This is a genomic window from uncultured Bacteroides sp., from assembly GCF_905207245.1.
GTDB lineage: Bacteria > Bacteroidota > Bacteroidia > Bacteroidales > Bacteroidaceae > Bacteroides.
Genome location: NZ_CAJLKP010000031.1, coordinates 17553 through 31170, shown reverse-complemented (window position 1 = coordinate 31170; position 13618 = coordinate 17553). Strand labels below are relative to the sequence as shown.

The following is a 13618-nucleotide window of genomic DNA, read 5'->3' as shown; positions in this document are numbered from 1 at the left end:
GTATGGAAAATAAATTAGTAATATCACTTTCGCCCCACGTTCACAGTGGAGACAGTGTGAAGAAGAATATGTATGGCGTGCTCATCGCATTGATTCCTGCATTTCTCGTATCACTCTATTTCTTCGGACTGGGTGCACTGATTGTAACAGCTACTTCGGTGGCTGCCTGTTTGTTCTTCGAATGGGCTATCGGCAAATACCTTATGAAAAAAGAAACCACAACCATTTGCGACGGTTCTGCCGTGATTACAGGTGTGTTGCTGGCATTCAATTTACCTTCCAATCTGCCCATCTGGATTATTATTCTTGGCGCACTGTTTGCTATCGGCGTCGGCAAGATGTCTTTCGGTGGATTGGGTAACAACCCGTTTAATCCTGCATTGGCAGGTCGTGTGTTCCTGTTGCTCTCTTTCCCTGTGCAGATGACGAGTTGGCCGGTTGTAGGCCAGTTGACTGCATATGCAGATGCTACAACGGCAGCTACGCCGCTTAACCTGATGAAACAAGTAGCCGGTGGAAATATAGAAGCTCTGAAAGACCTGCCTTCTTCTTTCGACTTGCTGATTGGTAACAATGGCGGTTGTCTTGGTGAAGTAAGTGCGTTGGCATTGTTGCTGGGATTGGCTTATATGCTCTGGAAGAAAATCATTACTTGGCATATTCCTATTTCCATATTGGTTACGGTGTTCATATTCTCAGGTATCATGCACTTGGTGGATCCGGAACTTTATGTTTCTCCGGTGCTTCAGTTGCTTACCGGTGGTCTGATGCTGGGTGCCATCTTTATGGCCACGGACTATGTTACTTCTCCGATGAGCAAGAAAGGTATGTTGATTTATGGTGTTTGCATCGGTCTGCTGACGGTGATTATCCGTCTGTTCGGAGCTTATCCCGAAGGTATGTCGTTCGCTATCCTGATTATGAACGCCTTCACTCCGCTGATTAATACATATTGTAAACCTAAACGCTTTGGGGAGGTAGCGAAGAAGAAATGAAAAAGTTAGAATCATCCTTGAAGAATATGTTGCTGGTACTCACGGGCGTTACTGCTATCTCCGTGGCATTGCTGGCATATGTAAATGAATTGACTAAAGAACCCATTGCGCAGGCCAATGCAAAGACATTGAGCGATGCAGTCAGTGCGGTGGTTCCCGGTTTTGATAATGACCCGATTGCAGAAAAGAAGATGCAGATGGTGAATGATGTGGAATATGCCGTGTATCCTGCAACAAAAGGCGGAGAGTTTATTGGTGCTGCTGTGGAAGCCGGTGCAATGGCATTCGGTGGTGAACTGAAAGTGCTTGTAGGCTTTGATGCGGAAGGAAACATTATCGATTATTCCCTGTTGTCGCATGTGGAAACTCCGGGATTGGGCTCCAAAGCTGCCGACTGGTTTAAAGAAGGCAATAAAGGAAGCATCAAAGGTATGAATCCGGGTAAGACTCCTTTGTCTGTGACTAAAGACGGTGGTCAGGTGGATGCCATTACGGCTTCTACTATTACTTCACGTGCTTTCCTGAATGCTGTGAATGCTGCTTATGCCGCTTATGCCGGTCAGAATGTATCTGATGCCGCTACGGGCGCCACACAAAAAGTTGTTGAACCTGCTGAAAACGCAGCCACTGAGGCTACGGACTCTATCAGCGCTAAATAAAGAAAGGAGTAGAAGATATGAATAATTTTAAAGTTATGATGAATGGGATTATTAAAGAGAATCCTATATTTGTGCTCCTGCTTGGTATGTGTCCCACGTTGGGTACGACCTCTTCCGCCATTAATGGTATGGGTATGGGCCTGGCCACCATGTTCGTGCTCATTTGTTCCAACGTGGTGATCTCTCTGATTAAGAATCTTATCCCCGATATGGTACGCATTCCGGCTTTCATCGTGGTAATCGCTTCTTTTGTGACGCTGTTGCAAATGGTTATGCAGGCTTTCGTTCCGGCATTGTATGCAACGTTGGGTCTGTTTATCCCCCTGATTGTAGTAAACTGTATCGTATTGGGGCGTGCCGAGGCTTTTGCTGCCAAGAATGGCCCGGTTGCTTCTTTGTTCGATGGTTTAGGCATGGGCCTTGGTTTCACCATTGCCCTGACGCTGCTGGGTGCTGTGCGTGAGTTCCTGGGCACAGGTAAAATCTTCGACCTGACCATTCTTCCCGAAGAATACGGTATGCTGGTGTTTGTGCTTGCTCCGGGTGCTTTCATCGCATTGGGTTATCTGATTGCATTGATTAACAGCTTGAAAAAGAATTAATAATGAAAAATTAAAAATTAGAGATGAGAGTAGCAACTACTTTTAATTTTTAATTTTTAATTCTTAATTTTGAAAAGTATGGAATATATATTAATATTTATCTCGGCAATCTTTGTCAACAACATCGTGTTGTCGCAGTTCCTGGGTATCTGTCCGTTCCTCGGTGTATCCAAGAAAGTGGAAACAGCGTTGGGTATGTCGGCTGCTGTGGCATTCGTGCTCACTATCGCCACTATCGTAACGTTCCTTATTCAGAAATTTGTGCTCGATGCTTTCGATTTAGGCTACTTGCAGACTATCACCTTCATTCTGGTGATTGCTGCATTGGTTCAGATGGTGGAAATCATTCTGAAAAAAGTATCACCTTCCCTGTATCAGGCTTTGGGCGTTTTCTTACCTTTGATTACAACTAACTGCTGTATTCTGGGTGTGACTATTCTCGTTATCCAGAAAGATTACGATTTGCTGACCGGTGTGGTTTATGCATTCTCTACCGCTATTGGTTTTGGCCTGGCGTTGACTCTTTTTGCCGGTTTGCGCGAACAGATGAGTTTGGTGAATATCCCTAAAGGAATGAAAGGAACTCCGATTGCTTTAATCACGGCAGGCCTTCTGGCTATGGCTTTTATGGGCTTTTCCGGTGTGGTGAAAATCTGAAAAATAGAACATTCAATGTGGGTGAGGGGTAGAAGAAATTCTACCCCTTTCTTTTTTAAATTAAAAAAAATACTCTTTTTGCTTTCTATCTAAATAAATTTCCTTAAATTTGCCCCCACAAACAATGATAACCTAATAAGAATAAATCACTGATGAAAGAAAAGATTTTAGTTACAGGTGGAACCGGTTATATTGGTTCACATACTGTAGTAGAGCTTCAAAACGCAGGTTATGAAGTAGTGATAATAGATAATTTGTCAAACTCCAGCGCCGATGTCGTTGATAACATCGAAAAAGTATCGGGTATTCGCCCAGCATTCGAGAAGTTGGATTGCTTGGATTTCGCCGGTCTTGACGCTGTGTTTACTAAATATAAAGGCATTAAAGCCATTATCCACTTTGCAGCCAGTAAGGCTGTAGGCGAGTCGGTTCAGAAACCGTTGCTTTATTATCGCAACAATCTGGTTTCATTGATTAACCTTCTCGAACTGATGCCGAAGCACGGAGTGGAAGGTATTGTGTTCTCATCTTCTTGTACAGTTTACGGTCAGCCGGACGAATTGCCGGTAACGGAGAATGCTCCGATTAAGAAAGCGGAATCTCCTTACGGTAATACGAAGCAGATCAATGAAGAAATTGTTCGCGATACTGTGGCTTCAGGTGCTCCTATCAATGCAATTTTGCTGCGCTATTTCAATCCGATTGGTGCGCATCCTACAGCATTGCTTGGTGAGTTACCCAATGGTGTGCCTCAAAACTTGATACCTTATCTGACCCAGACCGCTATCGGTATCCGTGAGAAACTGAGCGTGTTCGGTGATGATTATGATACGCCCGACGGCTCTTGCATACGCGACTTCATTAATGTAGTCGATTTGGCAAAAGCACATGTGATCGCTATCCGCCGCATCTTGGAAAAGAAGCAGAAAGAAACAGTGGAAGTGTTCAACATCGGAACGGGACGCGGTCTTTCAGTATTGGAATTGATTAATGCTTTCGAAAAGGCAACCGGCGTGAAGCTGAATTATCAGATTGTCGGTCGTCGTGCGGGAGATATTGAAAAGGTATGGGCCGACCCTAAATTCGCCAATGAAGAGTTGGGTTGGACTGCTGTTGAAACCATCGAAGATACGTTGCTCTCTGCTTGGAACTGGCAGTTGAAGCTTCGCGAAAGAGGTATTCAATAAGCAAAAAAGCGATTTTTGTTTTTATTAACAAATAGGTCATGAACAAATGCTTCCCCGCATTTGTTTATAAATTGCAAATCAGCCTGACGCTGTTTATGTATATGTGAATATCCGTAACTAGTACTTATGCCTCCCCGGCATAGACAGGTAAGATTGCATAGTAGTTTTGTCGTGTTTTATTTTGTGTTTGTGTTGTGAATAAGCCTTGTCGGGAGACAGGGCTTATTTTTTTGTTCATTGGTGAACAAAAAAAGAGGCCTGGAATCAGCCTCTTTGATGGTATATGCAAAGTTTGTCTGTCTGTTATTTCAGTACGCCCCGATATACAAATGCTTTTTTCCCGAAATCTTCTTCCGCTGTTTTTGTATCTTCCGGTTTGAACAAACCAAATACAGATGAGCCGGAGCCTGTCATTGCCGCGTATATGGCCCCTTGCTTATAAAGCTTCTCCTTAATCTCTTTGATGTCCGGAAATTGAGGGAATACGCTTTCTTCGAAGTCATTTACCATTAGTTCCCTCCATTCTTCCATGGGACATTTTATCACTTCCTTCAACGGGATTTCCTGGCGATGCGGTTTTATCTGCGCAAAAGCTTCGCGGGTGGAAACAAAAATATCCGGTTTTACTAAAACAATCTGATAGCCTTTCAAGGATAAAGAGATAGGAGAGAAGATGTTTCCTATTCCTTCAGCATACGTTGGAGTATTCCGGATGAAAAAGGCGCAATCTGCTCCCAATCTGGCGGCATATTCTTCTAAGGTTTCATTCGTCAGTTCCAGACTGAACTTCTCATTCAATAGTTTCAGCATATAGGCGGCATCAGATGAGCCGCCACCTAAGCCTGCACCGGAAGGAATGTGCTTGAACAGATGGATATCTACAGGCGGCAGGTTGAACTCTGCGTCTAAAAGCTTATAAGCCTTTACCACGAGGTTGTTTTCGGCTTCTCCTTCAATTTCTAATCCTGCCTGATGCAGTCGGACCTTTTCATTACCTTCATTCAGAATGTTGACTTCCAAGGCATCTTCTACAGGAACCGGATAGAATATCGTTTCCAGATTATGATATCCGTCGGGACGCTTTTCTACGATGTTCAGTCCCAGGTTTATTTTGGCATTCGGAAATGTTATCATGATAAAAATGTTTTTTTACTTGTTTTTGATACAAGCGATCCACGCTTGTCGCACATTGTGTAGCAAATATACGAATTTGTTTAAAGCGGAAAGCAAATTGCGCGAGGATTTGTTTAGGGTAGAAAGCAATCGGCTTGTATTGCAACTTTAACAGGAAAAAGAACAAAAGAGGTTACTTCTGGGGGGAAGTAACCTTTTTGAACTTTTTTGTCTGACCAGATTTTAGTTTTGCAGCAACTTCAGAATATATTTTCCCGGCATCACAATTCTTGCTTTCATTTGTGGTGAGTTGTTGATGTCATATAGGATCTTCCAAATCTTTCCTTTCAGTTTACCGAAATCTGTCAGTCTGAGGATGGCATTGATTTCTTTGACGACAGTCACTTTTTGCCGCTTCAATTCTTCCATCAGCCCTTCATAGTTATGCGTCTGTTTGTTGAGTGCATACTCCGGAGGAACCAGAAGAATCTCCTCATTCTTCTCAGTCTCCCCTTGGGGAGATATAGAGGGGGAGTTATTTATCTTATTAGTTTTATTTATAGCTAAAGCGTCGCTTGGCATGCCTTGCCTGATTTTCTGTTGGTTAGCCAGTCCTCCGCGTCTGCCCGACTCTCTGTTGGCTTCGCGCTTGGCTTCCAGTGGGCCCATGCGTCGGGTGAGTCCGGGTGATGAGAAGGTTGTGTCGTCCACTCTAAAGAGTCCCGACTCGTAGATGAATCGCTTCAAAGTAGTTACTGTCACTCTCATCTTTTGTGCCAGGATAGGCAGCACTCTCAAGTCAGCCTTGTATCCATCCTGTAGTCTCAGAAACTCCAGTATCATCCAGTAGATGCCGTATCCTTTCATCCCTTCTTTCTGTATCATCATCATAATTTTAAAGTTATTGCCTGCATTGGCGTCATGTATCAAATATGAGTCCATAATCTCTTATTTTTCAATTTTCAATTCTCAATTTTCAATTCTCAATTTTTAATTTACCACCGGTTTCCATTCCAGAAAGTTCTCTATCTGGAACGTTCTCCATCCCTGTTGTTCTATATCCCAGTACACTACGTGGTTTCGGATATGTTCAATGTCATACTTTCGATGGAAGTCTGCTTCATAATACACAAGTGTTCCTCTTACCATGCAGAATTCCCCATTCTGTTTTCTGTAGGCTATCAGTGCACATCCGTATGCCATGTAGTCTGTCAACTGCAGAATGCGTCGTGTCATCCATGCGATAGTTTCATCTGATAAATCGGTTTCCTGTCTGATAAGTTTCTTCCATAGACTTTCTACTCTTTCTTCTTTCGTTACATGATTTGGTTGGTGACCCAACGTTTGCTTCTTCATTTTAATGAATTTACTCGTTTATAAATGATTAATAATCAACCTTCTGTGATGGCTACACCCTTTGCTTCGGATAGCTACACCCTTTTATGCTTAGGGCTACACCATCCGGTTGAAAGGGTGTAGCCCTTCCACATTCAGGTTGACAGGGGCAAAGTTATGCCCTTTCTTTGGAGTAAACTATTAATGATTTATTCTTACATCATATCCGTATGGATCTATGTGTTCAGTATCTTCCTTTTGTATCACTGCCCAAATCTTTCTTAGTTCTGTCATTAAACTGCTTAGTTCCAATAAAGTATCTTCCCCTTTTTCGTGTTTTAAGCCATCACCCGATTCGTATAAATGCATTCCTAAATCGCTTATAGTGTCGATATTTAGACCTCGGAAATAGCCTAATTTGAAACTTCTTAGAACTCCTACATACATGTGAGTTTTTGTGCCTGCATAATACCGCTCAGCCAGTAAATTCTCATCGACTATACTAATTCTGCTTACTGTTCTGCCACTGCTTGTGCTTTGATTTCCAACTTGATGAGACTTTTTCTTTGTATCAGATTCATTCTGATTCTCTTTTTTTTAAATCTTTCATATTATATAAATTTTAATTAAGGATTTAACTGATATTTGCAGTTAAAAAAATGTTGCAAAAGTAGAAATTAAAGTTTAGATATGGTAACGAGGAGAAGGAAAGTGAAAAGAATGTGATTTTTTATTGGATTCAAATGGCTGTAAATTAAGTTGATAACTTACTATTTGTGGGTGTATAAAAAAACGTTCGTTTAATGGACGCAAAGATAGAGGTGTTTTTGGAAACGACAAAATGTTTGATAAAAAATCTTCTTGTTGCTACTCTTTTAATGTGCTAACAGATTGATTATTAGAGATAAAGTAAAAATAAAAATTTCCGTTAATATCTATTCATTTTATTATTTTATTTATCCCTCGCTTTTTCTAAATTTTGACGTCCATTAAACGAACGTCTAAAAGACACTTTTTGGTTGTGATTGGTTCGTTTATAGCTTTTTACCTGTAAGGTAATGAACTGCTACAGAAAATATGTTGGCAAGAGGGGCGCAAGGCTTGCTATATTCTACATAAAGCGTTCGCAAATGATTGAATTTCAAGTGTATGCAAGGAATTCAAAGCCCCGAGAGAACACCCTTTTCTGAAATAATCATAAAATGGAAGTGGAGAAAGAGAGCGAAATATGGTACGCCATGCGTGCTACTTATCGCAGGGAGTTGGATGCTATGCGACTACTTGAAAAAGAAAAGTTGGGTTGCTTTATTCCGATGCAATATAAGATAAGTATAAAGAAAGGTAAGCAAGTTCGTGTTTTGATGCCCGTCATCCACAATCTGGTTTTTGTTCATGCCTGTCCTTCTGAAGTGAAGCGTGTTAAATCACAGATCAATTACTTGCAATATATAACTGATACTCGTAGTGGTCAGAAAATAATTATCCCAGACAACGATATGCAGCGTTTCATTGCTGTTGCCGGTACCTACAACGACCATCTCTTATACTTCCAACCCGATGAACTGAATTTGTCTAAGGGTACCAGAGTTCGTATTATCGGTGGTGATTTCGAAGGGCAGGAGGGGATTTTCTTGAAAGTGAAAGGAGCACGCGATCGTCGTGTGGTTATCGAAGTACAAGGTGTTATTGCTGTTGCTTTGGCCACTATCCATCCGGATCTTATAGAAGTAATCGAATAATTAACAGCTGTCATTTGGTGGCTGGTAAATCATAAATTTGAAATCATAAATTGTTATGACTCTTTCCGAAGAAACATTTGCTCTTCAGCGTGCAGCGCACGAACTGATGTATTTAGGTATGGACGGGAGTCCGGTCTATAGCGATGACCTTTCCCGTCGTAATGGTGAAGTTTATCGTCTGACCACGGCTTTGTATAACTCTGGTGCCAAAGGTTCTACTACTGAAGAACAGGCAAATGTCTGTCTTGCACTGCTGATGGGTTATAGTGCTTCGTTCATAGATCACGGTGAGAAGCAGAAACATGTTCAGGAAATATTGGATCGTTGTTGGGACATCCTTGATGTCCTGCCTGCATCATTGCTAAAACTTCGTCTGCTTACTGCTTGTTATGGTGAAGTATTCGACGAACCTTTAGCGGACGAAGCTCGTGCCATTATCGCCTCTTGGAATCCCACTTCACTAGCTCTTGAACAACAGGAAGCCATTACGGAGTTTCAGAATGTAATGAATAATCCTTACCCGTGGGAATATATTGATGAATGAAAATATCTCATAACTATTTTGGTGAATACTTTAATTAGACCTCAATAAAGATAATAAAGTAATGCTTGATAGTGAATATCTCGAAAAATTTCACTTTCAATGCCAAACAGCGGCTTTGTTATTTTACTTTTCTCGGTAATGATATTGTGTCTGAACAGTGCTTGCCTTCTGAGAAAAGTTTCAATTCTTTCCATACAGGTAAAGTAATCATTGCCTGAGATTATTTAGGGAGAGATAGGATTGAGTACCGTGTTCTTTTTGGTATTCTAGTAACACAAATTGAAGAAAGTTGTGCCTTTTTCATTATAATTGGTATATTAGGTGACTACCTAGGATTGGGTTCAAAAATGATGTTTCCCAAGAGTCGGGATAAAAATCAAACTTTATAGCTGTATAACAATAACCAAAACTTATAAATTCTCTGTTTTTCAGGAGCGATAAATGATAAGGGTAACTGTATTTATACATCATCTCTATTTAACTTACAAGATACAGGAAGTATTCGTGTTAGGTTATTCCAAGAAATTCTTCAGTGAAATTGTTAAAGGTCATAAGGATTATAAACACTATCACTCTTGGTCTTAGATTAAAAAATGTAAAAACATTAAAGAAAAATATTGTTTTTTTAGCATATAAAAAAACTACCTAGTGACGGCTTTCCTTAGGCTACACGTCAAAATTGGACGCTAATAAAATAAAGAATTATGCAATGCTGATTTTACAAGGTATGGAATGAAACTAAGTTTATATGTGAAAGTTTTACTTTTCCTTTTTTAGGAAGGTTTAAACTACTAATGATTCAATTGTAAGTATCTAAAATGTGTATTTTGTTTTTATGCTAATTCTTTTAGCTTTGTGCTGTATTCATCTAATTAATAAAGACATAGTTCCAAGATTTTGAATATCTGTCCTGAGGTGGTATGCTGTTTTGAGGACGCTTACACATCAGTTTTCCACCTTGCTGATTTTCTGTGGATGGAAGAGGTTGAGCGCTTACTTTTATGGATGATTGAAAATTTGAAATAGTTAGTTATGAAAATTTCACCTCAGATTATTGAACTTCCAAAGTTCCTTGATAAGCGTGGTAACTTATCGTTTGTGGAACAATTTAATCAGATACCTTTTGCTATTAAACGTACTTATTGGATTTATGATGTTCCAGGCGGTGAAGCTCGTGGCGGTCATGCGTATCGTGAGAATGAAGAGTTTATCATTGCTCTTTCAGGTAGCTTCGATGTAATACTGGATGATGGAAAAACAAAGAAGACATTTTCTCTGAACCGCTCTTACCGCGGGCTGTATGTTCCGGAAGGCTTATGGCGTAAAATGGACAATTTTTCGACTAATTCTCTTGCTCTTATCCTTGCTTCAACTTCATATGACAAGGATGACTACATCTATGATTATAATGAATTTCAAGTCTACAGCAATGAAAAAAAGTAGTGTTTATGATTGTACCATGATAGAGCTTGATTGTCATCATAGTGATCGAAATGGTAATATATCCGTTGTGGAGAATAACCTTACGGTGCCTTTTGAAGTTAAACGTACCTATTATTTATACGATGTACCTGGTGGGGAGAATCGAGGTGGTCATGCTCATAAAGATTTGAGTCAACTGATTATTGCGGCCAGCGGTAGCTTTACGGTGACCTTAGATGATGGCAATGTTAAGCGTACCTTCATGCTCAACCGTCCCTATCAAGGACTCTATGTTGTGCCGGGTATCTGGCGGACACTTGATGATTTTTCTTCAGGTGCAGTATGCTTAGTATTGGCTTCACATGTGTATGATGAGAATGATTATATCAGAGATTATAACGATTTTATTGAATATAAGAAATGAATAAGATTCATTCATTGGCAGATGTTCAAAGTACAAACATCGGTGAAAATACTTATATTTGGCAATTTTGTGTCATCTTACCTCAGGCTGTTATTGGAAATGACTGTAACATATGTGCACATGTATTTATTGAGAACGATGTGGTTGTAGGAAACCGTGTTACGGTGAAGAACGGTGTGCAGCTTTGGGAAGGTGTACATTTGGGAGATGATGTGTTCGTCGGCCCCAACGTCACCTTTACCAACGATCTTGTGCCTCGCTCCAAGCAGTATCCCCAATCATTTTTCAAGACCATTGTGATGCGTGGTGCTTCTATTGGTGCCAACTCTACTATCATTGCTGGTCACACCATTGGCGAGTATGCGTTAATTGGTGCGGGTAGTGTGGTGACTAAAGATGTGCCTGCTTATACTGTGTGGGTTGGAAATCCTGCAAAGTGTGTGGGCACAATTACTAAAGAAGGAGTAATAAATAAAATGAAAGATATTGATATGTTAACAAATATAAACGGGGGGGTAAAATCATCTTGCTTAATGCATTCATATCGGATAGCCGCTCCTCTCGTATCACAGTATAACGGTTACCGATATGTTTGAAATAGTAAGATACAACCCAGAACAGAAAAATAGTTGGAATCAATTTGTGGCAAATTCTAAAAACGGTACTTTCCTGTTCGACCGTAATTATATGGATTATCATTCTGATAGATTCTCTGATTATTCGTTGATGATATACCGCAAAGGTAAGTTGTACGCTTTGCTCCCCGCTAATGAGAAAGGTCATACGCTCTTTTCTCACCAAGGCTTGACTTATGGTGGCATGATAATGAATGACAAAGTCACGGCATTAGAAATGGTTGATGTGTTTGCGCTAATCAATAGCTACCTCAAACAGCAAGGGGTTGAAAAGGTAATATATAAGGCTGTACCATGGATCTATCACCAACGACCTGCACAGGAAGATCTCTATGCAATGTTTCGCAATAGCAAATCATTTCGCATTATTGGGCGAAATCTTTCATCTACTATTATGCAGAGCAACAAAATTAAGTTTATTGAGTCTCGTAAATCTGGTATACGCAAAGCTACTGCTAATAATATTACAGTGTGTAAAAGTGACGATTTTGCATCTTTTTGGGAAATTCTCAACACTAATCTAAAAAATCGATATGGAGTGGCTCCGGTGCATACCCTCAAAGAGATACAGTTGCTCCAGTCTCGATTCCCACAAAATATAAAGCTCTATTTAGCTTATAAGGACGAAAAAGTATTAGGGGGTACGTTGCTGTATCTTACCAAGCAAGTAGTGCATACACAGTATATTTCTGCCAATGTTGAAGGTAAAGAGTTAGGTGTACTTGATCTGCTTTTCGACTATATCATAAATCAAAAATATACTAATTATCCCTATTTTGATTTTGGTCAATCCACAGAAGAAATGGGACATGTATTAAATGAGTCTCTCATCTTTCAAAAAGAAGGTTTTGGTGGAAGGGGTATGTGCTATGACATCTATGAGTATGGTTTATGAGTATAGAAGTTAGAGATGGATTTGTTGTAAATCCTACAGTAGAAGTAACTCCCACCATTCGTATTTCTCCATTTATGGAATGCGATTTGGGGATGGTGGCTGAAGACGCTACGTGTGCCAAAGATTATTTGAACCAAAGATTCCATAGTTATTGCCTTACAATAAAAGCACGCGAAGCAATCAAGGTGGCATTGACATTTTATGATTTATCTACAGATGATGTGGTGACCATTTTTACCACTTCCAATAACTATTATGTGAGTGGCTGTGTAACACGTACCATAGAGACGATGTGTAAATGGTCACGAGAGATTACTGAGAAAACCAAGGTTATTTTAGTAATTCATGAATTCGGGTATCCATGCCTGAATATGAAAGAAATCCTTCAATATGGATTGCCCATTATAGAAGATTGTGCCTTGTCGTTTGCTTCAAACGATCAAGATAGAATGACTGGAAAGACTGGTGATTTTGCCATATATAGCCTTCCTAAGTTTTTCCCTATGCAAATTGGAGGAGTGTTGGTCTCTCACAAGTACGACTTGTCTACTTTATCTCCACAAATAACAGAAGAGCAAGAATCATTCATACTTCGTTCGCTATCCTTGTATGTTCCACTTCTATCAGATATGTTGCAAAAGCGGATGAATAACTATGAATATCTTCAAGAGAATCTGAGCGGATTAGGTGTTCAGCCGTTTTTCTCATTGGTAGAAGGTACATATCCTGCAGTATATCTTTTTAAATGGGCTGAAGATATGGACTATTCCTTATTAAAAGAGTATATGCAAGGCAATGGGATAGAAGCTAGTGTATTCTATGGGAAGAGTGCATTCTTTGTTCCTATCCATCATAGATTAAGTAAACAGCATTTAGATTACATAATAACGTTACTTAAGCAATTTGCACCATGATATATTCAAATATTCAATTAGGCAAGAATGTTCAGATTGATCCTTCTTCATCAATCAATAACATTACGATAGCAGATGGCGTAAAAATATCGAAGCGAGTTTCTGCATTTGGAAGCAAAGAACACCCATTAATAATTGGGGAGTATACATATGTTGGGATGAATACTATTCTGAATGGATATTCAGATCACCTTACGATAGGAAATCATGTTACTTTTGCACAAAATGTGAATGTAATGGTTGATTCTGGACCTAATGCAAGTGAGCTGTTGCAATGTATATTCCCATTACAACATGGCCCTGTAATCATTGGAAATCATTGTTGGATAGGTGCATCGGCTATCATTATGCCCAATGTAACTTTAGGGAAGTTTTGTGTTGTCGCTGCGAATAGCTTTGTCAATAAATCCTTCCCAGACTATTCAATAATTGGTGGAATTCCTGCCAAACTTATCCGGATGATGACAAAAGAAGAAATTGAAAACCTAAATAAATAA

General features: G+C 39.9%; 16 protein-coding genes. 13 read left to right on the top strand and 3 right to left on the bottom strand.

The genetic code is table 11. The features are described 5' to 3' along the window. Positions 1 to 2: 2 nt before the first annotated feature. From QZ135_RS11105 to galE, 5 genes are all read left to right on the top strand, one after another. Positions 3 to 995, top strand: a complete 993-nt coding sequence (locus QZ135_RS11105) for an RnfABCDGE type electron transport complex subunit D (RefSeq protein WP_294608961.1) — start codon at positions 3 to 5, stop codon at positions 993 to 995. Continuing rightward, positions 992 to 1654 carry an RnfABCDGE type electron transport complex subunit G gene (locus QZ135_RS11100; protein ID WP_294608959.1) on the top strand — a complete coding sequence of 221 codons (663 nt, stop codon included), beginning with the start codon at positions 992 to 994 and terminating at the stop codon, positions 1652 to 1654. The genes QZ135_RS11105 and QZ135_RS11100 overlap by 4 nt, the downstream gene beginning before the upstream one ends. Positions 1655 to 1671: 17 nt before the next feature. Next, on the top strand, positions 1672 to 2256 hold the full coding sequence (locus QZ135_RS11095) for an electron transport complex subunit E (protein ID WP_044137435.1): 585 nt from the start codon (positions 1672 to 1674) through the stop codon (positions 2254 to 2256). Between the two features lie 78 nt (positions 2257 to 2334). After that, complete coding sequence (gene rsxA, locus QZ135_RS11090) at positions 2335 to 2913, top strand: electron transport complex subunit RsxA (RefSeq protein ID WP_007217954.1); 579 nt, start codon at positions 2335 to 2337, stop codon at positions 2911 to 2913. A 152-nt stretch (positions 2914 to 3065) separates the two neighbouring features. Next, positions 3066 to 4100, top strand: a complete 1035-nt coding sequence (gene galE, locus QZ135_RS11085; protein WP_009128415.1) for a UDP-glucose 4-epimerase GalE — start codon at positions 3066 to 3068, stop codon at positions 4098 to 4100. Between the two features lie 303 nt (positions 4101 to 4403). On the opposite strand, the gene ispE is transcribed toward galE, so the two are convergent. The 3 genes from ispE to QZ135_RS11070 form a co-directional block, all read right to left on the bottom strand. Further along, positions 4404 to 5234, bottom strand: a complete 831-nt coding sequence (gene ispE, locus QZ135_RS11080) for a 4-(cytidine 5'-diphospho)-2-C-methyl-D-erythritol kinase (protein ID WP_294608955.1) — start codon at positions 5232 to 5234, stop codon at positions 4404 to 4406. 222 nt (positions 5235 to 5456) lie between these two features. Then, positions 5457 to 6155, bottom strand: coding sequence for a DUF4373 domain-containing protein (locus tag QZ135_RS11075; protein WP_294608953.1), 699 nt, complete (start codon positions 6153 to 6155; stop codon positions 5457 to 5459). 48 nt (positions 6156 to 6203) lie between these two features. Continuing rightward, positions 6204 to 6569, bottom strand: a complete 366-nt coding sequence (locus QZ135_RS11070) for an SH3 beta-barrel fold-containing protein (protein ID WP_294608951.1) — start codon at positions 6567 to 6569, stop codon at positions 6204 to 6206. Positions 6570 to 7750: 1181 nt separating this feature from the next. Here QZ135_RS11070 and QZ135_RS11065 point away from each other — a divergent pair. The 8 genes from QZ135_RS11065 (at position 7751) to QZ135_RS11030 (ending at position 13618) form a co-directional block, all read left to right on the top strand. Next, positions 7751 to 8287 (top strand): UpxY family transcription antiterminator, encoded by a 537-nt coding sequence (locus QZ135_RS11065; RefSeq protein ID WP_294608949.1) that lies wholly within the window; start codon positions 7751 to 7753, stop codon positions 8285 to 8287. 55 nt (positions 8288 to 8342) lie between these two features. Next, the gene (locus tag QZ135_RS11060; protein ID WP_294608947.1) at positions 8343 to 8831 is read left to right on the top strand and encodes a UpxZ family transcription anti-terminator antagonist; all 489 of its coding nucleotides are present in this window, start codon (positions 8343 to 8345) and stop codon (positions 8829 to 8831) included. 1032 nt (positions 8832 to 9863) lie between these two features. Then, positions 9864 to 10274 (top strand): FdtA/QdtA family cupin domain-containing protein, encoded by a 411-nt coding sequence (locus QZ135_RS11055; protein ID WP_294608945.1) that lies wholly within the window; start codon positions 9864 to 9866, stop codon positions 10272 to 10274. Continuing rightward, positions 10261 to 10677, top strand: coding sequence for an FdtA/QdtA family cupin domain-containing protein (locus tag QZ135_RS11050; protein WP_294608943.1), 417 nt, complete (start codon positions 10261 to 10263; stop codon positions 10675 to 10677). The genes QZ135_RS11055 and QZ135_RS11050 overlap by 14 nt, the downstream gene beginning before the upstream one ends. Continuing rightward, complete coding sequence (locus QZ135_RS11045; protein ID WP_294608941.1) at positions 10674 to 11273, top strand: acyltransferase; 600 nt, start codon at positions 10674 to 10676, stop codon at positions 11271 to 11273. The genes QZ135_RS11050 and QZ135_RS11045 overlap by 4 nt, the downstream gene beginning before the upstream one ends. Then, entirely contained in the window at positions 11266 to 12207 is a 942-nt protein-coding gene (locus QZ135_RS11040) for a GNAT family N-acetyltransferase (RefSeq protein WP_294608939.1), read from the top strand. The genes QZ135_RS11045 and QZ135_RS11040 overlap by 8 nt, the downstream gene beginning before the upstream one ends. Continuing rightward, complete coding sequence (locus QZ135_RS11035; RefSeq protein ID WP_294608937.1) at positions 12204 to 13121, top strand: DegT/DnrJ/EryC1/StrS family aminotransferase; 918 nt, start codon at positions 12204 to 12206, stop codon at positions 13119 to 13121. Before QZ135_RS11040 ends, QZ135_RS11035 begins: the two co-directional genes overlap by 4 nt. Next, complete coding sequence (locus tag QZ135_RS11030) at positions 13118 to 13618, top strand: acyltransferase (protein WP_294608935.1); 501 nt, start codon at positions 13118 to 13120, stop codon at positions 13616 to 13618. The genes QZ135_RS11035 and QZ135_RS11030 overlap by 4 nt, the downstream gene beginning before the upstream one ends.